19 protein-coding genes are annotated in these 23,286 nt (G+C 39.7%); all 19 read right to left on the bottom strand.

The window, feature by feature from the left end:
• Positions 1–17 precede the first annotated feature (17 nt).
• Positions 18–1,106 (bottom strand): NAD(P)/FAD-dependent oxidoreductase, encoded by a 1,089-nt coding sequence (locus ISALK_RS09585; protein WP_160721668.1) that lies wholly within the window; start codon positions 1,104–1,106, stop codon positions 18–20.
• On the bottom strand, positions 1,103–1,414 hold the full coding sequence (locus ISALK_RS09580) for a (2Fe-2S)-binding protein (RefSeq protein WP_160721666.1): 312 nt from the start codon (positions 1,412–1,414) through the stop codon (positions 1,103–1,105). The genes ISALK_RS09585 and ISALK_RS09580 overlap by 4 nt, the downstream gene beginning before the upstream one ends.
• Before the next feature lie 276 nt (positions 1,415–1,690).
• Positions 1,691–3,328 carry a sigma-54-dependent Fis family transcriptional regulator gene (locus ISALK_RS09575; RefSeq protein WP_160721664.1) on the bottom strand — a complete coding sequence of 546 codons (1,638 nt, stop codon included), beginning with the start codon at positions 3,326–3,328 and terminating at the stop codon, positions 1,691–1,693.
• Positions 3,329–3,564: 236 nt separating this feature from the next.
• Positions 3,565–4,863 carry an asparagine--tRNA ligase gene (gene asnS / locus ISALK_RS09570; protein WP_160721662.1) on the bottom strand — a complete coding sequence of 433 codons (1,299 nt, stop codon included), beginning with the start codon at positions 4,861–4,863 and terminating at the stop codon, positions 3,565–3,567.
• A 30-nt stretch (positions 4,864–4,893) separates the two neighbouring features.
• Positions 4,894–6,330 (bottom strand): adenylosuccinate lyase, encoded by a 1,437-nt coding sequence (gene purB, locus ISALK_RS09565; RefSeq protein ID WP_160721782.1) that lies wholly within the window; start codon positions 6,328–6,330, stop codon positions 4,894–4,896.
• Positions 6,331–6,400: 70 nt separating this feature from the next.
• Positions 6,401–7,597 (bottom strand): pyridoxal phosphate-dependent aminotransferase, encoded by a 1,197-nt coding sequence (locus tag ISALK_RS09560; RefSeq protein WP_160721778.1) that lies wholly within the window; start codon positions 7,595–7,597, stop codon positions 6,401–6,403.
• 127 nt (positions 7,598–7,724) lie between these two features.
• On the bottom strand, positions 7,725–8,525 hold the full coding sequence (locus ISALK_RS09555; protein ID WP_160721660.1) for a PHP domain-containing protein: 801 nt from the start codon (positions 8,523–8,525) through the stop codon (positions 7,725–7,727).
• 3 nt (positions 8,526–8,528) lie between these two features.
• On the bottom strand, positions 8,529–9,860 hold the full coding sequence (locus tag ISALK_RS09550; RefSeq protein WP_160721658.1) for a replication-associated recombination protein A: 1,332 nt from the start codon (positions 9,858–9,860) through the stop codon (positions 8,529–8,531).
• Positions 9,861–9,969: 109 nt separating this feature from the next.
• Positions 9,970–10,860, bottom strand: coding sequence for a PHP domain-containing protein (locus ISALK_RS09545; protein WP_160721656.1), 891 nt, complete (start codon positions 10,858–10,860; stop codon positions 9,970–9,972).
• 28 nt (positions 10,861–10,888) lie between these two features.
• Positions 10,889–11,917, bottom strand: coding sequence for a low-specificity L-threonine aldolase (gene ltaE / locus ISALK_RS09540; protein ID WP_160721654.1), 1,029 nt, complete (start codon positions 11,915–11,917; stop codon positions 10,889–10,891).
• Positions 11,918–12,133: 216 nt separating this feature from the next.
• Positions 12,134–13,198 carry an ornithine racemase Orr gene (orr, locus tag ISALK_RS09535; protein WP_160721652.1) on the bottom strand — a complete coding sequence of 355 codons (1,065 nt, stop codon included), beginning with the start codon at positions 13,196–13,198 and terminating at the stop codon, positions 12,134–12,136.
• Positions 13,182–14,567: a GlmL-related ornithine degradation protein gene (locus tag ISALK_RS09530; protein ID WP_160721650.1), complete on the bottom strand. Its 1,386-nt coding sequence runs from the start codon at positions 14,565–14,567 to the stop codon at positions 13,182–13,184. The genes orr and ISALK_RS09530 overlap by 17 nt, the downstream gene beginning before the upstream one ends.
• Positions 14,557–16,776 (bottom strand): D-ornithine 4,5-aminomutase subunit OraE, encoded by a 2,220-nt coding sequence (gene oraE / locus ISALK_RS09525; RefSeq protein ID WP_160721648.1) that lies wholly within the window; start codon positions 16,774–16,776, stop codon positions 14,557–14,559. Before oraE ends, ISALK_RS09530 begins: the two co-directional genes overlap by 11 nt.
• Positions 16,776–17,141, bottom strand: a complete 366-nt coding sequence (locus ISALK_RS09520; protein ID WP_160721646.1) for an ornithine aminomutase subunit alpha — start codon at positions 17,139–17,141, stop codon at positions 16,776–16,778. Before ISALK_RS09520 ends, oraE begins: the two co-directional genes overlap by 1 nt.
• Positions 17,142–17,166: 25 nt before the next feature.
• On the bottom strand, positions 17,167–18,585 hold the full coding sequence (gene ortB / locus ISALK_RS09515; RefSeq protein ID WP_160721644.1) for a 2-amino-4-oxopentanoate thiolase subunit OrtB: 1,419 nt from the start codon (positions 18,583–18,585) through the stop codon (positions 17,167–17,169).
• The gene (gene ortA, locus ISALK_RS09510; RefSeq protein WP_201756888.1) at positions 18,578–18,889 is read right to left on the bottom strand and encodes a 2-amino-4-oxopentanoate thiolase subunit OrtA; all 312 of its coding nucleotides are present in this window, start codon (positions 18,887–18,889) and stop codon (positions 18,578–18,580) included. The genes ortB and ortA overlap by 8 nt, the downstream gene beginning before the upstream one ends.
• A gap of 16 nt (positions 18,890–18,905) precedes the next feature.
• Positions 18,906–19,952 carry a 2,4-diaminopentanoate dehydrogenase gene (ord, locus tag ISALK_RS09505; protein WP_160721642.1) on the bottom strand — a complete coding sequence of 349 codons (1,047 nt, stop codon included), beginning with the start codon at positions 19,950–19,952 and terminating at the stop codon, positions 18,906–18,908.
• A gap of 319 nt (positions 19,953–20,271) precedes the next feature.
• Positions 20,272–21,714: a sigma-54 interaction domain-containing protein gene (locus ISALK_RS09500; RefSeq protein WP_160721640.1), complete on the bottom strand. Its 1,443-nt coding sequence runs from the start codon at positions 21,712–21,714 to the stop codon at positions 20,272–20,274.
• A gap of 110 nt (positions 21,715–21,824) precedes the next feature.
• On the bottom strand, positions 21,825–23,060 hold the full coding sequence (gene glyA / locus ISALK_RS09495) for a serine hydroxymethyltransferase (protein ID WP_160721638.1): 1,236 nt from the start codon (positions 23,058–23,060) through the stop codon (positions 21,825–21,827).
• Positions 23,061–23,286: the final 226 nt, after the last annotated feature.

Raw genomic sequence — 23,286 nt, 5'->3', positions numbered from 1 at the left:
ACATCACCTCCTGCAAATTATAAACCTGCTTTTTCATAACCTTTACGAACATGGCCACCTTTTTCTCCCCCTCTGAGTGCTTGCAGTTCTTGTAACAGTTCCTCCATTTCTTGATCATAGGCCTCATAAACCAAACCTAAATCATGACTTGCAGCAAGACCTGCGATCGACCCTTCTACCATTGCACTGCTGGCCTCTTCAATCCCCGCTGAATCCCCAGCAACATAAATATTTTCAACAGTTGTTTGTAAATACTTATTCCGTTTTGGAACATAACCGCCTAACTCCCGTACGTATTCCATGTCGCAGCCTCCCTGCCAAAAAAATGCGGAAGAAGGGGTAAGACCTACAGAGATACATATCACATCCACATCCATTTCTTTCTCTGTGCCGGGGATCGGCTTCCAATTTTGATCAACTTTTGCGATTGTAGCTTTTTCAAGATGGTTTTCTCCTTCTGCCTTTACAATAGTATATCCTGTAAGAATGGGTACCCCCGATCGACGAATTTTTGAAGCATGGACTAGATAGCCTCCAATATTTGAAGAAGCATCAATGATCCCTGCCACTTCAACTCCGGCCTGTAATAGCTGATAACTTATAATCAATCCAATATTTCCGGCTCCAACCATCAGCACGCGGTTTCCCGGTTTAACCAAGTATTCATTCATTAACGTCTGTACCGCTCCGGCACCGTATATTCCCGGTAAATCATTATTCGGAAAAGGCAGTGACTTTTCTAATGCACCGGTGCCCACAATTATTGATTTTGGTCGAACCTTTATATAAATCTCTTCTTGGTTTTTTCTCTGTTCCAACGTCACAACACCATCTTCATAAATCCCTAGTGCTGTGGTATCGGTAAGGATTTTAATATTCTCGTGGGATGTCACCTCTTCCGCTAAGGTTTTTCCAATATCAATACCCCGTTTTGAGGCATATTGCTTTTCAGATCCAAAAAACATGTGGGTTTGTTTTACTAATTGTCCCCCTAGGTATTTACTTCGCTCTACAAGCAAAACCGTTGCACCACTTTTTGCCGCAGCGATGGCAGCACATAATCCAGACGGACCTCCTCCAATCACTAAAATATCCCTTCGAATCATTTTATAGACCCCCTCCCACCTTGACTTTCTACTACCATATTCTCTTGCAGGGGTTCTACACAGGTTTTAACATTAGGCTTACCATTGACTCGCATAAAGCAAGAAGAACAGTTCCCTATTGCGCAGTAAAATCCTCTAGGTCGTTGGTGTTTAATACTTTTACTTAGTTCAGTAATACCTGCAGCATGCAGAGCCGATGCAACGGTATCTCCCTCAACTCCAAAATGGATTTTTCCATTATAGAAGAATTTAACCTTCCGATTCAAAGGTACATCAATGATTGGATGACTTTCAATCCGTTGATTCATTACTTAACACCTCCTATTAAGTATGTTGCAAAACCCATGCCAAATCCGAGAATTTTCTGAAAACGGGCGGTGTGCTTAATCTTAGTATGGTATCCCTTTGGCTTTAACAACAATTCCCTTTGTCGTTGTACAATCAACTGACACTTACTTGTTATTTATTTATTATTCCCTGTTTTCCATTATTTTAGAGGTCCGAAAAACCGACACTGTATCGAGCATACCGACGCTTTTCTGCACAAGTCGCTGTGCCGGGAATGAAAAGGTACACCCTTCGCATTATTCCAATTCATGTTTTTCTAATTTGTAATAAAGTGTACTTCTAGGTATTTCCAAATATTTCGCCGTCTTACTTTTATTATAATTATTGATTTCTAAAGCCCTTTCAATTAAAACCTTTTCAAAATGATCCATTTGGTATTCCAAATTCTTATACACAGGATCTGTATCCACTACCTCCTGAGGTTTTTGTTCTTTTATATAGTCAGGCAAAGCCTCTGGTTTAATAATGCCATTTTTGGATAACACGACAAGATACTCTACCGTGTTTCGAAGTTCCCTTATATTACCCTCCCAAGAAGCTGTTTTGAGGTAAGAATAAATTTCAGGGTCAATGCTTTTGATCTCGATATTATTTTCTTTACTATAGGCTTCCAAGAATTGATGGAATAGAATAACAATATCCTCTATTCTTTTCCGTAAAGGAGGCAAGTCGATCTCTACAACATTAAGACGATAATATAAATCATGACGAAATTGTTCGTTTTCAACCAACTGTTTCATATTACGATTTGTAGCTGCAATAATACGAACATCAACAGGAATCATTTGCTCAGAACCTAAGGGGCTGACCTTTTGCTCGTCCAGTACACGCAAGAGCTTAGCCTGAAGCTCTAATGGGAGTTCTCCTACTTCATCTAGAAATAGAGTTCCTTTGTCCGAAAGTTTAAAGTATCCTGCCTTCCCTCCCTTTATGGCTCCCGTAAACGCCCCATCTTCATAACCGAAAAATTCACTTTCAAATAACCCATGGGGAATAGCACTACAGTTCACACTTACAAAAGCTCCTTCCCTACCGCTTTGACCATGGATTCCCTTTGCAAACAGCTCTTTTCCCGTTCCACTTTCCCCGGTAATAAGTACATTGGTATTTGTTTTGCTTACATATTTAGCCAATTCAATTTTCTCCAGTAGAATAGGATCATGACCTTTTATATCATCAAAAAAAGAATTTGAATAACCGTGAATCTCTGCCACTTTTTGTTGTAAGGAGGTTATTTTAGAGTTTGCGTTTTCTAACTTAGTAGTAAGATTTTTTTGTTGGGTAAGATCCTTCTCCGTAGATACCACACCGATAAACTTTTTATTAATATAAACGGGAAGAGAACTAATGGAAACATAATAGTCCTCTTTCGGAGAATAATATACATTTTTGATAGCTTTTCGGGTCTCAAGAATTTTAAGTCCCAAGGCATTTGGAAAGAAAACTGACATTTTTTCATTTACGATTTTCTCCCGGGGAATTTGATACAGTTCTTCTGCTTGCTTATTCCAAAGTCTAACATAACCATTTTGATCGATTACCGATACCGCTTCATGCATATGATTGATGATATCTTTATACTTATGATTCATATCATAGAGTTGGGGAAAATATCGATTGAAAAAATCCTTCTTTCGAACTACTCCCACAAGTTGCCCATTACTTTCAACGGGAAGGCTCTCACTTTGTAATTCTTCAAAAGCTTTTAGCGCCGCTTTAACAGTGGTGGTGTCCGACAATGCTTCTATGGGGGTGCTTAGTTTGTCCTCGATTTTTTGATCAAAATCAAACAAATCATCCTTGCTAATGGAGAGATCTCTTAAGGTTATGATGCCATATTCTTTCCTTTTTTTTCCTGATTTAAGTAAAACCAAACCCTCTTGAAAATTCTCTTGAAGCATTTTGTATAATACATTGATTACAGCTTCATCATTTTGAAGAATTAAGGTTTTTGAGTCGATCAAGCCTTCGATGGTGGTACTAAAAAGATAATCGCCGAACATGTAAAACACCTCCATTTAAAATTATATACTAAAAATTCAGTCAGCCTTATTTAGAAAAAAAGCACCACCGGTAGGCAGTGCTTACAAACAAAGAAAAAGGATCCTATTTAAGGATAAACTCGATTTAAGGTTCTTGCAAAGGGAATGGATTGTCGAATATGATCAATTCCGCAAATCCAACTTACTGTACGTTCAAGGCCTAATCCAAATCCGGAATGAGGTACGGAACCATACTTTCGAAGATCAACATACCATTGATATACTTCCGTGGGCAGACCTTCCTGCTTCATTTTTTCCAATAGCAGCTCTTTATCGTGAATTCGCTCGGAGCCACCAATAATCTCTCCATATCCTTCCGGTGCAATAAGATCGGAGCCAAGAATTACTTTCGGATCCTTAGGATCCGGTTGCATATAGAAAGCTTTCATTTCCGCTGGAAAATGGGTAATAAACACAGGCTTATCATACTGCTCCGCAATATATGTCTCATGAGGAGCCCCAAAATCATCTCCCCAGTTAATTTCATAACCGGCCTTTTGTAACATTTCTATGGCATCGGTATAGGTGATTCTTGGAAAAGGTGCTTTTACCCGCTCTAAGGCCCCTGTATCCCGTTCTAAGACCTGAAGTTCTCGCTTCATGGTTTTAATAACTTTTTGGATCACATACTCCACAAAGTTTTCTTGAACCTTCATATTGTCTTCAAAGTCTGCAAAGGCCATCTCCGGCTCCACCATCCAAAATTCATTCATATGTTTACGTGTTTTAGATTTTTCCGCTCGAAAAGTAGGTCCAAAGGTATAAACTTTATTAAAGGCCATGGCTGTAGCTTCTGCATAGAGTTGTCCCGTTTGGGATAGGTACACCTTTTCTCCAAAATAATCGATTTCAAATAAATCCGTTGTACCCTCACAAGAGGCCGGTGTTATAATCGGTGGTTCGGTTAAAATAAAACCTTCTTTTCTAAAGAACTCCCGAATTGTGAAATTGACTTCATCTCGAATTCGAAGAATCGCATTTTGTTTCGGGGTTCGCATCCAAAGATGTCTATTTTCCATTAGAAAGTCGGTGCCGTGTTCTTTTAGAGAAATAGGATAATCATCGTCTGCAAGGTGAATGACTTTTACCTCATCTACAAAAATTTCAAACCCCAGAGTGGAACGATCATCTTTTTGCAAGGTTCCCAGTACTTCAATGGAAGACTCTTGAGAAATGGTTTTGCACAGCTCAAAGACTTCTTCGGAAACGTGTTTTTTCATCATCACTCCTTGAATAAAACCAGAGCCGTCACGAACTTGCAAAAACTGAATTTTACCACTGGATCGTTTGTTATAAAGCCAGCCTTTAATTCGTATTTTATCTCCTTCAAAATCCTGTACCTTAGCAATCGTTATATCTTTATACATAATTTGTACCTCCAAATTTCTATCATTAGTTTAAACCTTAAGGTGCACCTCAGCACCTAACATCTCCTGATGTTTTTGTAAAATCGGGACCAAGTTGTCGTTAATAAAATCCTCCACCTGCTCCCCGGATCGACCGGTATACTTATAAGGATCCACAATTTGGAGCAACTCCTCTTTCGTAAGACCAAAATAGGAATCCTCTGCAATCAACTGCAGTAAATTATTTTCCATGCCCAGCTTCTTAACATTATGTCCTGCCGTCAAGGAATGTTGTCGAATTCTCTCATGAAGCTCCTGTCGGTCCTTTCCTTTTTTCACCGCTTCCATCATAATGTTTTCCGTTGCCATAAAGGGCAGTTCTTTTTTTAGATTTTCCTCTATGACCTTATCATTCACCACCAAACCTGAAGCGATATTGATGCCGATATCTAAAATAGCATCTGTTGCCATAAAAGTTTCCGGTATGGTGATTCTACGGTTCGCAGAGTCATCAAGGGTTCGTTCGAACCATTGGGTGGCGCTTACAAAGGATAAGTTTTGTAATGCACTCATCACAAATTTTGATAAAGAAGAAATCCGTTCACTGCGCATAGGGTTCCTTTTATAGGCCATGGCAGAGGAACCGATCTGATTCTTTTCAAAGGGCTCTTCAATCTCTTTCAGATGTTGAAGGAGTCGAATATCGTTCGTCATTTTATGCATACTTTGAGCTATGGAACTTAGCACATATAGCAAATCAAAATCCTGTTTTCTTGAGTAAGTTTGACCTGTCAGGGGAAAGTTCTCTTCAAAACCCAATCGTTTTGATAACTTACGATCCAGGGTTTTGACTTTTTCGCTGTCGTTATCAAAAAGAGCTAAAAAACTGGCTTGGGTTCCTGTCGTTCCTTTTACTCCCCGAAACTTCATTTGATTCAGGATAAAGGTAAGCTTTTCATAGTCCATGTAAAGTTCATACAGCCATAGACTTGCTCTTTTTCCAACCGTAGTTATTTGAGCCGGTTGGTAATGAGTATAACCTAAAGTCGGAAGATCTTTGTATGCCTTTGCAAAAGCCCCAAGCTTATCCATTAAGTTGATCAGTTTCTTTTGAATTAATTGAAGGGCTTCACGGTAAACAATGATATCTGTGTTATCACCCACAAAGGCACTGGTGGCCCCTAAATGGATGATCGGTTTAGCCTTAGGACATTGTATCCCATAGGCATAGACATGACTCATTACATCGTGTCGTGTCTCCTGTTCCCTTTTTTTAGCAACCTCATAATTAATATCCTTCTGATGGGCTTTCAGTTCATTAATTTGTTCATCGGAAATCTTTAATCCCAGCTCTTTTTCTGTTTCTGCCAAGGCAACCCACAGTTTTCGCCAATTCTTAAATTTGTTATCCGGTGAGAAAGTATAAAGCATTTCTTCACTGGTATATCGTTCTATCAGTGGATTTTGATAAATATTATATTCCAATATTACACATCCTTCATGATAAATTTCTCTACTGCCCTATTTGATGATCCGGTTCACCTAATTGATTGTACCCTTATTTTAATTCCTTGGACAAAAATTCATCCACTCGATCCAGTCCTGTTTTAATGTTTTCCAAGGAATTTGCATAGGAAACGCGAAGATAATCATCGGATCCAAAGGCTATTCCGGGCACAAGAGCTACCTGGGCTTTTTCCAAAATGATTTCTGCTATTTCAATGGACTCATTTACCATTTTACCCGCTAAGGTTCGCCCCTTCAATTCTTTAATATTCATCATCACATAAAATGCCCCTTTAGGTTCAATACAGGACACTCCATTAATCTCATTGATCCGTTTTACCATAAACTTTCTTCGTTTGTTAAATTCAACTTTCATATTCTCAAGAGAACTTTGATCACCCTCTAAGGCTTCTACACTGGCGTATTGAGCCATAGTATTGGGATTGGAAGTGGCATGACTTTGAATGTTTCCCATAATTTTTGCGATTTGTTTATTTGATGCCGTATAACCGATCCTCCAACCTGTCATGGCATAACCTTTGGAAAGGCCGTTCACCACAATGGTTAAATCCTTGATCTTTTCGTTAAAGCTGGCAACGCTTACATGGGGTTCATTTCCGTAAATTAACTTCTCATAAATTTCGTCGGAAATCACAATAATATTATGTTCAGCCATAAGTTCTGCAATGGCACGCAATTCCTCTTTTGTATATACGGTTCCCGTAGGATTTCCTGGACTGTTAAGTAAAATCGCCTTCGTTTTTGATGTGATTTTTTTCTTAATGCTCTCAGGAGTCATTTTAAACTCATCTTCTTCTTTTCCTTCAATAAATACAGGTTCAGCGTCAGCCATTTTCACCAGTTCCGGATAACTCACCCAGTAAGGAATTCCGACTAGAACTTCATCCCCAGGATTGCAAATAGCTTGCAAGGCATTGTAAATCGAATGTTTGGCTCCATTAGATACAATGATTTGATCCGCACTATACTCTAAACCATTATCTTTTTGAAGTTTATCACAAATGGCTTTTTTTAATTCCGGAATTCCGGAAGCTGCAGTATAACCGGTCAACCCTTTATTCATTGCTTCTACCGCTTTATCGATGATATGCTGCGGGGTATTAAAGTCCGGCTCCCCAACGCCAAAGCCGATCACGTCTTTGCCCTCGGCTTTCAGTTCTTTAGCCTTTGCAGCAATGGATAACGTCATTGAAGGTGACAAATTAAGATGTTTTTTCGATAGTTCTATACTCATTATAACCCCTCCTATAAGTTGTTTTCTCCTGAATTTACCTCACAGTATTCATTTTAACAAATTTCTATTTTATTATCCATATAAATCTTTAAATACCAAAAGAGATTAGAGGCTGTTTATCTCAGTCATAAGCAATACTATCTATGGGTATGGTATGGGAGCCGATGTCATTACCCTTTGTCATAGAAAAATCATGAAAATCCGATCCTCCGGTAATAATCAGATTTCTCGCTGTGGCTAAGTCAAATAGATCCTTAACGGCATATTGACTATGCTTCGGATGATAGACTTCGATCCCTTCTATTCCTTTTTCCAACACAGATAATATATCCTTTTCGTTAAGAAGACCCGGATGGGCCAGTACGGAAAAGCCCCCAAGTTTTTTTATCAAATCAATCGCCTCTTTTGTTTCCAGCTTGTATCGCTCTACATAGGCGAGTCGACCCTTAGCTAAATAGCGATCAAAAGCCTCGGAAACGTCACGGACAAATCCTCTGCGGATCAAGGCTTTGGCAACATGGGGACGTCCAATAGAGTCAGGTGGCTCTATACCTTGAACCTCCTGAAAATCTAAAGAAATATTGAATCTTTCCAATTTCTGTAGAATTTTATGCACCCGATCACCGCGAAAGTTTTGGATCCTCTTTAATAGATTCTGCAAACTTTCATCTTCCAGGTCAAGGTTATATCCCAGTATATGAATTTCTTTGTTGTTTAGCATCGTACTGAATTCAATTCCCTTAATAACGGTAAAATGATCAGGGATATTGAGCTGATTTACAGAAAGGGCTCCCATAACCGTATCATGATCGGTAATGGCCATTCCAGATAGTCCATTCTCAATGGCTCTTTGAATCGCTTCTTCCGGGGATAATGCGCCGTCAGAAGCATTGGTGTGAACGTGCATATCGATTAATTTCATAACTTATTCCTCTCCCCGGGAAGATTTACGAATATGGGATAAATATTCGTGAATTTTAGCTTCGTACCCATTGCGGGTAGGATGATAATAAGATTTTTTTCTTAGTTCCTTCGGTAAATATTCTTGAGCTACATAATTATTTTCATAACTATGGGGGTACTTATACTCTACACCGTGACCAAGGGAAACAGCAGATTCATAATGACTGTCCCGGAGATGTTTGGGTACTTCTGAATGAATCTTCTTTACATCTTCAAAGGCTTGGTTTACAGCCGTGTAAGAGGCATTACTCTTTGGTGCGGTTGCAAGGTAGGTAACGCATTGGGAAAGAATCAGCTTCGCTTCTGGCATACCTGTGATTGTCACAGCTTTATAAGTATCCACTGCCATTCCCAGAGCTTTGGGATCCGCATTTCCGATATCTTCAGAAGCTGAAATAATCAGTCGTCTACCAATAAATTCAATAGCCTCTCCGGCGGTGAGCATCTTAGCCAAATAGTGGAGTGCCGCATCGGGATCACTTCCCCGAATACTTTTAATAAAAGCAGAGATCACGTCATAGTGTTGATCCCCACCTTTATCGTATTGAATCACATTTTGCTGGGTAGATTCTTCCACAATGGGCAATGTTATTTCAATAGTCCCATCGCTACCGGGCTTCGTACTAAGTACAGCGATCTCCAATGCATTTAATGCTCTTCGCCCATCCCCCATAGAGGACCCGATTAAGTGCTCCATCCCCTCATTTGTAAGCTTTATCTTGTACCTTCCAAGGCCATTTCTTTTATCCTTTAAGGTTCTTTCCAATAGTAGTTTAATGTCATCATGGGTCAAGGACTCCAATTTTAATACCGAACTTCTAGATAAAAGGGCTTTATTCACTTCAAAGTAAGGGTTTTCCGTAGTGGCACCAATTAAAGTTAAAACCCCTTCTTCAACGTAGGGAAGTAAGGCGTCCTGCTGATTCTTTGAAAAACGGTGAATCTCATCAATGAATAGCAAATTTGGTTTGTTTTCATAGGTCATGGCTTTCTTAGCCGCATCCACCACTTCTCGAATATCCTTTACACCGGAGGTGACTGCATTCAGTTGATAAAAATTCATTTCGACTTCATTGGCAATTACTTTCGCCAAGGTGGTTTTTCCTGTGCCCGAAGGACCATAAAAGATCATTGAGGGAATCCTCTTCGCTGTAATACACCGATAAAGAAATTTTCCCGGTTTCAACAAATGATCCTGTCCCACAACTTCTTCTAGGTCCCGAGGGCGAATCCGATCCGCTAAGGGAGCCAGGGATTTCAGGTTTTTTTCTTGGGCCATATCAAATAAATCCATAATATCATTCCTTTAATTCGTTTTTTTCTTTTTTATCTTCATAATAATTCCACGAACAGAATGAACTCAAGTTGCTCTGAAAGGAGAATGAAGATAATCAGATAACATATTAGTAGAGAATCAGCTTTTGATCTAAAAAAGGAACTATCAGATTGTCCAATTTGATATTAGGATATCCTAAGGGCCTATTTAAAAATTCTCCATGGCAATCTGATCCTGAAGTAATTAGTAAATCATGTTCTTTACAATAATCTATAAATATATCCGCATCGGATTGTTGGCTAAGATAAGGGGAATAACACTCGATCCCATGAATACCCCAATCAAACCAGCGATCCAACACTCCATTTTCAACACTTTCTATGGGAAGATAATTTGTAGGGTGCGCTAATATGGGGGTTCCCCCTGCCTTTTTTATTACTTCGATTACTTCCCCGGGGTCTTTAAACTCAGGTTTTAAATCCAAATTTTCTATAAGAGAAAAAAATTCTGCTTTATGATTTATTACGCCCTTGTCTATTAAATAATTCAGGGAGTCCCAGCCGCCCCTTGATGGATTATAACTGTAAGCGTTATAGTCTGTAACATCTTTTATTATACTCTTGTTTTTTAGATGTTCAATAATTTTTCGATCATATTCCTTTCTTGCTTTTTGATTAAATATCAGAAGGTCATTGAATTCTTTATGATCATAATCAAAGTCATATGCCAGAATATGATATTCTTCTTGATTGATCATTGATGAAACTTCTACACCTATAACAAAGTTCAGACCGATTAAATCCTCGTTCAACATTTTTTTACTGTTTATAAATGTATCGTGGTCCGTAATTGAAAAATGTATGATATTATTTTCCCTTAGTTTTTTAATTAGTGTTGCAGTATCCCAGGTTCCATCGGATGCATTGGTGTGAATGTGTAAATCCGTTAAACCTTCTCCCCTTCTTTCACTTAGGGCTATTGTATGATTTCGCTCTTTCTTTTTTCTGTGCTTCAACATATCATCGCCTCCGTAAGCTTTAAGAAAATTATTCTAAAGATTCCATAACCGTCAAAGCATAATGTATATCCTCTTGGGTTACATCTTTATGGGTTACCAGGCGGATCAAGTCCTTCCCTCTTGGATTGGCCAGGATTCCTTTTTTCTTCATTTTTTCTACGAAGCAATCCGAAGAAATATTCTTATCCTTAATGGATGCATTGATAATATTGGTATGGACTTTTTCGAGATTCACGGAAAAACCGGAGAGCTTATTGAGTCCCTTTGAAAGTATTTGAGCATTTTCATGATCAACCTTTAGTTGCTCAGGCATTTCCTGGATTGACAGAATTCCGCAAGAAGCCATGACTCCGACTTGGCGCATTCCTCCTCCAAGCATTTTCCGTAGTTTTCGAGCATGATATATAAAATCATGTCCTCCCACCAGCATACTTCCCATGGGAGAACCCAGTCCCTTGGATAGACAGAACATAATCGAATCAAAATATGCAGCGATTTCTTTTGCCTCGCAGTTTAAGGCCACTGCTGCATTAAACACTCTAGCTCCATCTAAATGCATCGGAAGATGATGGCGACTTGCAACGGATTTTAATTGTTGAAGATTTTCCATGGGTTGCACCATGCCTCCAGCCATGTTATGGGTGTTTTCCACACAGATCAGTCCTGTGGTGGGGAAGTGAATGTTTTCGTCCCGAATACTGTCTTCTACTTCTTTAGGGTCCATGATTCCATCATTTCCTTCAATGGTCATCGATTGCACCCCTGCCAGTCTGGAAGCACCCGCGGCCTCATAGAGGAAAATGTGACTGTTTCTTTCTAAAATAATTTCCTCTCCGGGTTGAGTATGAGCCATGATGGCTATTAAGTTCCCCATGGTACCCGTTGGTACAAATATGGCATCCTCTTTATCTAAGGTTTTAGCAGCTAGAGCTTCTAATTTATTAACCGTTGGGTCATCTCCGTAAACATCGTCTCCTATGGGAGCACCTTGCATTCCTTTGTACATGTCTTCCGTTGGAGTGGTTACCGTATCACTTCTCAAATCGATTACTTTCATTGCTCTCATCCTTTCACGTTTCATGCTGTACAATTATAATACCAAACTGAAATTACACTATTCCTCAACTTTCATTATAAGTTAAAGCCTTAAATTAATCAAAGTTTATCCAATTAAAGATCTAAATCCAATAAGAAAAACGCTCCTCTTTGTAGCAAACAGCTTTATTATTCTGCTGTCTGCTAAAAAAGGAGCATTTAGAATGCAAATTGTTATTTAATATATTATTTTCTTCGTGATGTATTCACTGGTCATTAAGGATAGCAATGCTCCGTACCGGAGATTGAATCGGATTTCATCACCGACTGCAACGTCCCCTTTAGCATCGGTTACATCCAAAATTAAATGATCGCTACTGGCTCCGAGTATTTTCATACCCTCTTTCACAGGAAAAATGTCATAACTTCCAAAGTCTTGGCGGCCAACGGCCAGAATCGCTCTTTTACGAATTCCTTCATCCTCAAAAGATGGGGTGTTGCCAAAAGCATCCATACCAATTTCTCCTATGGGCATCGAAGGTTTTTCTTTAAGCTCAATAACTTCCCCTACTAATTGAAAAATATCCTGATGGGTGTTCTCGATATTTTTCCCATAGGCACTTTCCGTTCCAAGAACGATTGCTTCTCCTAAGCGAAGATGATTGATCCGCTCCGGTATGCTTTTTTCATCCAGAAGATAAATACTGCTGGAATTTCCTCCACTGTATATTTCCAAGCTTCTCCCGATTTCTTTCTCAATAGCATTTCCCAAATATTCTAATTTCGATAAATTCTTTACACTAGGGATTACTCCGCCATAGCAGGTTAAATTCACTCCGATGCCATGAAGTATGATATTGGAAAGTGCCTCTACTTCTTTTGCTACGAGAATTAATTCCTCTTCTTCAAAAACGCCTTCTCTAAGATCTCCTAAGTCCGCCATTAGGATAACCCTGTGATTGACCCCTAGGATTTTTGCTTCACGATTTAAGGCCCGTATGGTTTCAATCTCAGAGTTTAAACTTATATCGGCAAAGGCGACGGTTTCATGAACTTCCGTAAGCATGGGCAGTCGAAGTAGGATTTTGGGATTCGGCAGTTCTTGGAGTTTCTTTATATTTGAAATACGGGAATCCGCCAGGTATTTCACCCCACCGTCCACATAACCCTGAGCGATTTCAGGAATTCCACAAAAGCACTTGGTAACTGCGGCTAGCTCAATTCCATGTTCTTTTGCTTTCTCCTGTAAAACCTCGGTGTTATGCACCAATTTTCGGTAGTTGATTTCAATTCTTGGATTCATTGGAAACCTCCTTAAGTCCTAAACTCTCTTGTAGCAGTTTTAAAGCAGCCTTCGGATGACTTTTCGATAACACCCCAAGGGATGCCATAATATAGTAGTTATCAATTAGAATCTGTACTTCTTTCGTGGGTCCTAAAAGATTGGCCTCTTGCTCCTCCAAAGCTTTTTTAATGATACCGATACGATTTGGGAGTCGCGTAAGGGCTCCTCCGGTTCCAATAACGTATTGAATATTCGACAGGTCTTTTCCTTCCGCTACGGTGGTTTTTCCGCTGGCACCATATAAATTCCGAAGCTTACCGGCGTGACGATTAAGAGAAACCTTTACCGCTTCTAAGGCTAATCTCTCTACAAAATCTTTTTCATTTTCTGACTCCGGAATCGCTTTGTGTTGCTCCATAATTGATGCAAGATCATAAGAAATTTCTTTTTTTAGGGTTTCGGATCCAATAAGTCGAACGATGTTTTCCATGTTTACAAATACGCCAAGGTCACCCTCTACTGTTCGTTTAGCTACAGGCTCCGGACTGATTAAAATCCGATTAATTTCTTCACTTCCTTCCGTCACAGAATGAAGATCAGTGGTTGCACCCCCCACATCAAAGGTAACCAGGTCTCCCAATACTTCTTTTAAGAGCTTTGAAGCCTGCATTACTGCTCCGGGGGTAGGAATTATGGGGCCGTTGATCATTTCTTTTACCCGTTGCATCCCCGGTGCATGAATGATATGCTCTTCAAACACATCTTGAATAACTGCCCTTGTAGGTTCTACATTAAGTTCATCAATTTTTGGATAAACATTTTCCACGCAAAAAATATTGAATTGATTTTTTTCATTAAAGATTTCTTGGATCTCGTCTGTGTTTTCCACATTACCAGCATAGATAATCGGAACATTTAGTTCTAGATTCGCAATTTTTTCTGCGTTTTCAATAGCAGTGGCTCGCTCCCCATAGTCCACACCACCGGCAATTAAAATGATGTTGGGTTTAATGTCTTTAATCTTTTTTAAGTCTCCCCGCATCAGTTTACCAGCAGTAATTATATGAATATTTGCACCGGCACCTAAGGCTGCTTCTTTAGCTGCACGTACAGTCATATCATAAACCAATCCATGAACGGTCATTTTAAGTCCTCCTGCAGCGCTGGAGGTGGCCAACATTTCATCGTATTCGATACTTTCGACCTTAAGCTTATTTTTCAAGGAGTCGATGGCTCCCTCTAAACCAATGGTAACGTCGCCTTCGTTAACGGTGGTGGGGTGTTGCCCCTGCCCTAAAAAGGCAGGACAGGGACTGTCTACGTCTTGAAACGCATTAACCACCGTTGTAGTGCTTCCGATTTCAGCAACTAAAACATTAATTTTCATTTTCTCTTTCCAATCGTTCTTCACGATGCTTTACTAGGAAAGTGGCTACTTGGGTACCGGTGGTACCTCGACCAAATCCTGCATCCACCCCTTGTTTTACTGCAATCTCCGGTGTAACTTGAGTTCCTCCAGCAACAATCGTAAGTTGGTCTCGTATTCCTTTTTCTACAGCCAGATCATGTATTTTTTTCATGTTTTTGTAATGAGTCTCATCATGGCTGATAATCGTCGAAGCCAAAATTGCATCGGCATTCATCTCCACCGCAGCATCCACTAGTTTCTCAATAGGCACCGAAGTACCAAGATAGTTCACCTCAATACCATATTTCTCAATACCGCCATGTTTAATGTCAATAATTTCTCTAAGGCCTACCGAGTGCTCATCTTCCCCAACGGTTCCTGCTACGACTTTCATCGGTTTATTATCAATGATCTCTCGCAGTTCATCATAAGACATCACTTCCGGCTCAGGGGGGATTTCCAATGTGCTAGTATCAATATCAAAGTCTACTTTTCCTTTCAGCTCCACCCGGGTTCCTTCCGCCGGTTGCATTACTTCCCGGTGAATCACTTCCACGTCTCGCAGTCCCATTTTCTTTCCAATTTCTATTGCAGCAAACTCCGCTACCCGTTTTTCCGTTGGTAAGAAGAGGTTTACCATGACCGTACCGTCACCTGACCACTCTACTTCCGGTCTCACATTTGTGGTTTCCCGGTAGGATTTATTGTCTTCCATTCGATTGTGCACATTATCGTTTGGATCTAACTCATCAATATAAATAATTTTTTCTGGTTTTTCAAAAGTACAACCATCAATAAGCTCTGCCGGTTTTTCTTTAGCGGAAGGGTCGTATTGTTCTACATTGTTGTTTCCAAAATGTGCTGTTACCGGGGCAAAATAATCTTCATCCCGTTCGTAAATCGTCCCTGCGCCTACACCTTTTTCAACATCCCGGGCAATTCCGTCACCGTTTCGCTCAGGGTATTCTCCGGAGTCCACAAAGAAACCTTTATGCACGGCTTCGAAGTAACCGCCCTCCTCTAAAACTTCTTCCATAAAGAGTACGGCCCGTTCCTTTAATTCCCTTGATTTTTCAACAAGATAACCATCTTCTTTTAAATCAATCATCTCCATTAACCCGTCCATACCCACAAGGGCTTGTTTTGCAGTATCCACCGCTTCAATATTGTATTTATGCCATGGTACATTTCGGCCTTCATCCGGAGTGATGGTTGATTGAATTTCTGCTCTGGTTAACTTGGAAATCAATAAATTCAATACATGGGTTACGGTTGCTTCTCGGGTAGAGGACTCAATGTATTTCGTGTTCATCTGAGCACGCATCTTATATTCCGAGAAAAATTCCCTAAGGGCTAAAGCATAGGGTAAATCCAACTTCATGGAAGGCGCCGGTGGCGCAGTAGGCGGTACAGTAGACAGTGCAATATCTTCCTTTTTCATTCCCACTTTTACTGAAAAAATGGAATTAATGGCATGTTGCACCATCAGCTCGGGCATTACCTTCCAAGCCTCCCTTGCGGTAGCATTGGCATTGTGAGCACCGTCAATTTGTACAATACCTCCATGAATCATGGATTTCTTTGCTTCCGCTGCATCCACAAAGGAACGTATCATGTTGACATTTCTATATAGCACATTGTACTGAGGGTCCTGATGAGCACCATTAACCCCTTCCTCTGTAAACATTACTGCAATTTCCGGTCCTGCAACACCACTGATATAAGAGTGATAATTCAATGGTCTTCCTACTTCTTCTTCAATAATATCTAGAGCTTTCCGTTGAGCACGCACCTGCTTTCGAGTAATAGGAATGCCGCCGATTCCCTGAGGAGTTCCTTCAATCAAACCATCAAAATGACTTTGCCCTGCGGTTCGAATGACCATAATATGATCCGCTCCATGCCACGCCGCCATACGCATTCTTCGAATATCATCTTCAAATCGCCCGGAAGCAACTTCCGTAGTAATAACATTATCCGGTTGAGGATCAATGTTTCCAAAATACTTTGCAGAAGGAAGAGGCACGCTTTGTTTCATCGGAGCAGAGCAGTCATTGAAAACAAAAGGTCCTACCTGCTGGTTTTCGATTCGTTTTCTCCATTCCCAACCCTTTCGTTTAGGCCGATAGTTTTCAAGATTTTTTAGAATATTTTCCACATTTAGTTTTTCATTCGGCTTTAATTCCATTATTGCTTCCCTCCTTGAAACATTTTTACTGCATCATCCCACAGTTCGCCGTCCATAAGCTTTAAACCCGCATTCCGAATCGTCATGTTTTTTTCTTTCGCTAGCTTGTAAACCACATGGCCAGCACCTTTACCTATTAATCCTCGATCGATGACGCCTTCTACGATTGCTTTCGCTTCAATACTGGAAAAGCCCATACGAAGAAGTACTGAACGTTCAATAGAAGGTGTGGTATTCTTTTTCGCCAAGTCGATCATCGGATCCACAATTTGTTCCGCCAGTTCCCAAAATTTAGTTTTCAACTCTTCATCACTGAGATTTTTCAAATGCTCTCTTCGGTCTTGAAAGTTATCTTCTCTTTTCAATTATAGCACCTCCAAAAATTTTTCATTACGCCTCTACTCCAAGTCCCTTTAGGATTTCTTCGAGCTTGGATGCTTCGAGTCTTACTTCTTCCTGTATAAAAGCTTTTTCATCTGTTGATAATTTCTTCACATCATTCTTTTTTACTGTATTTTTTACATAGGAAGCTTTCATTTTTTTCAAATCCACCGGTCGAACTTTTATTAACTCCGGGTGAGAAGGCAGAATGATGTTTTTGCCGGGGATCTCTTCTTGAGGGTTCCCTCGGAAAATTTCAATGCCGTTCTCACGGGCGAAAGATAATTGGGGTTGAAGGTGTTTTCCGGCACCGGTATATTCGGTTTCCTGAACTACGATGGTTTGATCTTGATCCATTTCCTGAGCAAGACTAAAAGCAACCGCCAAGGAAGTATTGCCCGCAGGGCCTCTTTCCAGTCCTTCAATCTGGGCAAGGGCTTCCGTCATATAAAATACTTCTCCCTGACTAACAAGGTAGTATTCATCCATGTATCTAAGAGGCCTTGCAGCAGACCTGGGTACATCTGTACGATCCGGCCAAGTGGCATAGGGCATACCAAATCCTGTATGACCCGTAGTAAAGGATTTACGATTAAATTCTTTATCACTGGCCATATGCAGGCCGGATAGGTCTACGCTGGCGCCAATAATCCGGGTATCTTCCGCTCCGGCTTTCATTAATCCACGAGCCGTACCGGTTAGGTTTCCACCCCCGGCATTTGTACAGATAACAGCATCAGGATCTTTCCCTTCCCGTTCTCGAAAATCCATAGCAATTTCATACCCGAGGGTTTCAACACCAGCAATACCAAACGGAGTATACAGAGAAGCGTTGAAATATCCGGTTTCTTCCAAGGTAGTCAAAAATGTATAAAAGAGTTCCGGACCCACGGTAAGTTGTACCACTTCTGCCCCATAGGCTTCGCATTTCCGAGCTTTTTCCACAATTTCCGGTTGACCTATGCCTCTTGAATCATAGCATTCCTGAATTACAATTGTTTCCAAACCGTGGATTGCGGCTTGTGAAGCTACAGCTGCCCCATAATTTCCACTAGTGGCAGCAATAACTCCTTTATAACCCTTTTTCTTTGCATGGTACACCGAGGTGGAGGCTCGACGGGCTTTATAACTTCCTGAAGGATTGGCGGCTTCATCTTTAATAAAAATTCGTGCCCCTTTCCCTTTCGGTGCAAACTTTCGAGCCAAAGCCGTTAAGTTTTTTAATTCCAGTAAAGGGGTGTTCCCCACTCCTGTGGAGTGCTGAATTTTTTGCACCTCTTCCAAGGAATATCCGGTCTTTCGCATCATCTGTTCATAATCAAAAGCCACGCCCCATAGCTCAAAATTAGTGTAGTCAATGCCTACGGACTTTTTCATAATTTCTCCTCGGCGATTCATTACCGCTTCGTAGCTTGTATCTTTATGCATCCTCTGCACCCCCTCGAAGAATTTCTTTTAATTGTCGGCCGATGGGGAGAATCTCCGGTACAAACTTCCCAAAACTATGGGTATAGGTAGGATTTTCTTCAAGAAGTTTCCCTTCCACAATTCGATCCGTTAAGGTTTGAATCTTTACCTGTTCTCCGACGATACCGTCCTCCAGTAGAAAACCTTTATTCCACATTTCCAAAGGAACATTTTTTGTATCCTCCGGCAGATTCGGGGATCGTTCTGAGGACTTCAGTACTACATCATAAATCCGAACCCAGTTACCTTTTTTTATGGTTTCCAACCTCAACACCTCCTAATTAATCCAGCATATCTCTCATATCACCCATTATCGCTCTTGGAACCGGAAGGTCTATCATTGTTTTCAGTCCTGCTCCTGCATTTAACACATGGGGGATCATATTGATGCACATGGCAATGGTTCCGATTCCGCCAGGAATTTCCGGTTTGATGGACATGTTAATGTTCGGAGTTCCTTTTATGTTGATATAATCTCCTGTATCAATTCCTTCGGTTTCCGGTAAAATTTGTTGGGGATGTTCCATGTCAATTTTAAGGTTACCGTCAATGTAACCGTAACCACATTGTTTGCAACCGGCCACGTTTCCGGCCTTTACTTCGGTATATTTGGTTTTTCGATCGGTGTTACTCATGATGGGCTCCCGGGTTTCATCTATTTTTTCCACATTCCAGCCAATCCCATCGGCAACCATATGAATGGATTCCGGAAAGCCTACATGACCGGCGACTTTACCGTTTTTGACTCCCTCTTCAAAATCCTCTTTGCTAAGCCCAACCCCTTGTTCTTCCATAACCGCATGACCAAAGGGTGATAAATCGTTAACTCTAGAGGCACTGATATGATCTACCGTCTCACAGGTCCCCGTCAAGGCTAATACTAAGTAGTCCAATACAAAGCCGGGATTAATTCCTGTACCGAGAACCGTTACACTGTTTTCTTTCGCAATTTTATCCAATTCTTTCGCAAGCTCCGGCTCTTGAGCTTGAGGGTAAGCCATTTCTTCAGCTGTAGAAATTACATTCATTTTGTTTTCTAACATAAGTTTTATTTTGTCAAAGGCGCCTTTCGTGAAAGAATCCGTTGCAAGTAAAGCAACGTCCGCAAAGTTTTCCTTTGCAAGATCATTAATATCGCTGGTAATGATTACAGGTTCACGATCCCCTCGATCCATTTCTAAAACTTCGTACATATCTTTTCCAATACGTGCTTCATTTCGATCACAAACTCCGACAATCTCCACACCTTGCTTTTTCAAAAGCATGTCTGCCATTCCACTGCCCATGGCGCCAAATCCCCAAATGATAACTTTAATGTTTTCCGTCATAACAAAACCTCCTTAGAATTTTTTAACTTTCTATTACATTTATAATAAACAACTCACCCTTATACTCGCAATAATTATGCCAAAACTGAATAATGTTTAAATTCAGGAAATTAGATATTGATATTAGAGCAATAGTTTTATTCGAATTACAATACTATTCAATAGTTATTTTGTTCTTAATGACTTTACTTCTATATTTACCCTGTATAAGTATAATCACCTTGCAACTTTATTCACAAATAATTCGATGAATTCCGCTATCAAGGTTGCTACAGAGATAGGTGCAATTTATTTTGCATATGCGCCAGTAATTTTGCACCTATCCATCCAGTGTATATTTTTTTATTTTATACTGTAAGGTTTGTCTTTTAATATTCAACATCTTTGCAGCTCGGCTAATATTTTGCCCATTAGTCCTCAAGGCTTTTGCAATTAATTGTTTTTCAAAGCTTTCCATGGCTCTGTTTAAATCCATTTCCTGAGCCTGAGCCTCATAATCGGTACTTTGGCCCTCCTCACTCATCACTTCCGCCGCTTTTTGCTGAGTACTATTATAATAGTCAATGAGGTAGCTGGAAAGATGTTCTTCTTTAATTACATGTTCTTGATGAATGAGATTCATAGCACCTTCTATTATATTCTCTAATTCTCGGACGTTTCCAGGCCAATGATAATTCTTAAAGATATCCTTCACTCCATCGGAAAGCATCCATACTTCGTTATTGAATTTTTGATTATATTTATCGATAAAATACTCACTCAGCAAATCAAGATCATACTCACGCTTTCGCAGAGGGGGAATAACAATGTTCAATACACTCAATCGATAATAAAGATCCTTTCGAATAAGGTTGTTTTCCAACAGAAAATTAGGTTCTTGATTCGTTGTTGCAATAATCCGGACATCGATAGAAATATCCTTTGTGCCACCTATTCGCCGTATATAATTTTCTTGGAGGACTCTTAGCAATTTAGCTTGTAGATTTTGATCCATAGAGTCTATTTCATCTAATAAAATGGTTCCTCCGTTGGCTTGCTCAAAAATCCCGGGTCGGTCTACAGCTCCGGTAAAACTTCCTTTTTTGGTACCAAAGAGGATGCCTTCTAATAGATTTTCCGGTAATGCTGCACAGTTTTGCCCTATAAAGGGTTTGTTTTTTCTTACACTTTCATTATGAATACTTTGAGCAAATATTTCTTTACCAGTTCCGGTTTCTCCATAGATTAAAACACTTGAAGAAGTTTTAGTGGCTTTTCTGGCAATACTAATAGCTCTGAAAAATCCTCCGCTTTTCCCGATTAGATGATCAAAATTATATTTATTTCTTTTTTTTTCTTTATTGTTCATGGGTTCAATCAATTGATCCTGTAATTGTTGAATCTGATCCGAAAGTTTTTTTATTTTTGTAATGTTTTTAGCAACTTCCAAAGCCCCTATCTTTTCATTATTATAGTAAAGGGGAAAAGTGGAATTGATGGTGGTTATTTGCTTTCCTTCATGATTTAAATACGTCTGACTTTTATTAATTATAGGCTTTTCAGTTTTCAGGACTCTCAGGAGTGTACTGCTCTCTTCATTCAAGCTGGGGAATAGGGTTAAAAGATTACTGCCAATCACATCTTTACTATTCATTTCTTCTAACGTTCCCATTTCATCATTATATAATAAGGTTTTCCCATGATTGTCGATGACATGGACCCCTTCTTCTATGGAATAAAGGATTTTTTCTAAAATCACATTCAGTTCGCTTTTGGAAACCATTATATTCTCCCCTTTAGGATAAAAAAGGTAGAGCTTTTCAGTCTCTACCTTTTTGGATTACCTTGGTTTAGTTATGAATTTTCAATATTTACTTACTTTCTTTACTGCCCTTAACTATTGTATAAATCATATTTATTGCAAAGTTCATCAACCATTTTTATTGCTTCTTCTTTTTCGTCGGGATTCATTATAATAAGATCCATGATTTCCGCAATAACTGCCATATCTTCTTCCTTCATCCCCCTAGTGGTTACCGCCGGTGTTCCAATTCTTATTCCGCTGGTTACAAAAGGACTCTCGGGATCAAAGGGAACGGTGTTTTTATTGACAGTGATTTTCACTTCATCTAACAAGTGTTCCGCTTTTTTTCCTGTAATATTTTTATTTCTTAAATCCACTAGCAGAAGATGAGTATCCGTACCGTCAGAGATCAATGTGAAATTTCGTTTTTTCAATTCTTCTCCTAGGGCCTTGGCATTTTTAATAACCTGCTGTTGGTATTGATTGAACTCGTCACTTAAAGCTTCTTTAAAAGCTACGGCTTTTGCAGCAATTACATGCATCAATGGACCACCTTGCAGTCCGGGAAAAATAGCTTTGTCAATTAACTTTTTATGCTCTGCTTTGCAAAGAATAGCTCCCCCCCGAGGACCTCTTAATGTCTTGTGGGTAGTTGTGGTAACAAAATCTGCATATTCACAGGGGTTCATATGAAGCCCGGCGGCTATGAGCCCGGCGATATGAGCCATATCTACCATTAGATAAGCTCCTACCTCATCTGCAATTTCTCTAAACTTTTTAAAGTCAATCTTTCTAGGATACGCACTGGCGCCTGCAACAATTAGCTTTGGCTTAGCATCCAATGCTTTTTGACGAACATCTTCATAATCAATTTCGTGATTTACTGAATCAACACCATAATCCACAAAGTTGTAATAGGAACCGGAAAAATTCACCGGACTTCCATGGGTTAAGTGTCCTCCATGGGATAGATTCATGCCTAAAACCGTATCTCCGGGTTTTAATACTGCAAAATAGACACCAATATTGGCATTGGCTCCAGAATGAGGTTGTACATTGGCATGATCTGCGTTAAAAAGTTTTTTTAAACGATCAATGGCAAGATTTTCCGCCACATCCACTTCTTCACAACCTCCGTAATACCGTTTTCCAGGATACCCCTCCGCATACTTGTTTGTAAGGTAGCTTCCCATGGTTTCCATTACAGCGTCTGTTACAAAATTTTCCGAAGCAATTAGTTCAATATTTCCTTCTTGTCGTTTTTTTTCTTTTTCAATAACCCCATAGATTTCAGGGTCTTGCGTTTTGAGATTTTTAAAGTTCATAAAAAAACTCCTCTCTGTAATTTAACTTACTAATCTATTATAAGTTTTCTATAGATTTTTGACAAGGGTCTTATGAATAAATCACTAAAAAAAGCCTTATAGTTTAATTGTAAAAGTAAATTAGACCCCTATTTATAAAACTGTCTAATTTAGTCTTACAAATCCAGAGGTCTAATTTAACCTTACATACTTTTGAGTATTATTAGCAGCTGTTTTGTGAAATTTC

The sequence above is a fragment of the Isachenkonia alkalipeptolytica genome (assembly GCF_009910325.1).
GTDB lineage: Bacteria > Bacillota > Clostridia > Peptostreptococcales > T1SED10-28 > Isachenkonia > Isachenkonia alkalipeptolytica.
The sequence above is the reverse complement of the archived record's forward strand: the minus strand, read 5'-3'. Positions and strand labels throughout refer to the sequence as shown.

What these genes read in the sequence shown, in the direction of transcription:
- ISALK_RS09585 (WP_160721668.1), bottom strand. Translation starts at nt 1,106, where the DNA reads ATGATTCGAAGGGATATTTTAGTGATTGGAGGAGGTCCGTCTGGATTA.
- ISALK_RS09580 (WP_160721666.1), bottom strand. Translation starts at nt 1,414, where the DNA reads ATGAATCAACGGATTGAAAGTCATCCAATCATTGATGTACCTTTGAAT.
- asnS (WP_160721662.1), bottom strand. Translation starts at nt 4,863, where the DNA reads ATGTATAAAGATATAACGATTGCTAAGGTACAGGATTTTGAAGGAGAT.
- ISALK_RS09555 (WP_160721660.1), bottom strand. Translation starts at nt 8,525, where the DNA reads ATGAAATTAATCGATATGCACGTTCACACCAATGCTTCTGACGGCGCA.
- ISALK_RS09550 (WP_160721658.1), bottom strand. Translation starts at nt 9,860, where the DNA reads ATGGATTTATTTGATATGGCCCAAGAAAAAAACCTGAAATCCCTGGCT.
- ISALK_RS09545 (WP_160721656.1), bottom strand. Translation starts at nt 10,860, where the DNA reads ATGTTGAAGCACAGAAAAAAGAAAGAGCGAAATCATACAATAGCCCTA.
- ltaE (WP_160721654.1), bottom strand. Translation starts at nt 11,917, where the DNA reads ATGAAAGTAATCGATTTGAGAAGTGATACGGTAACCACTCCAACGGAA.
- orr (WP_160721652.1), bottom strand. Translation starts at nt 13,198, where the DNA reads ATGAATCCAAGAATTGAAATCAACTACCGAAAATTGGTGCATAACACC.
- ISALK_RS09530 (WP_160721650.1), bottom strand. Translation starts at nt 14,567, where the DNA reads ATGAAAATTAATGTTTTAGTTGCTGAAATCGGAAGCACTACAACGGTG.
- oraE (WP_160721648.1), bottom strand. Translation starts at nt 16,776, where the DNA reads ATGGAATTAAAGCCGAATGAAAAACTAAATGTGGAAAATATTCTAAAA.
- ortB (WP_160721644.1), bottom strand. Translation starts at nt 18,585, where the DNA reads ATGCATAAAGATACAAGCTACGAAGCGGTAATGAATCGCCGAGGAGAA.
- ord (WP_160721642.1), bottom strand. Translation starts at nt 19,952, where the DNA reads ATGACGGAAAACATTAAAGTTATCATTTGGGGATTTGGCGCCATGGGC.
- ISALK_RS09500 (WP_160721640.1), bottom strand. Translation starts at nt 21,714, where the DNA reads ATGGTTTCCAAAAGCGAACTGAATGTGATTTTAGAAAAAATCCTTTAT.
- glyA (WP_160721638.1), bottom strand. Translation starts at nt 23,060, where the DNA reads ATGAACTTTAAAAATCTCAAAACGCAAGACCCTGAAATCTATGGGGTT.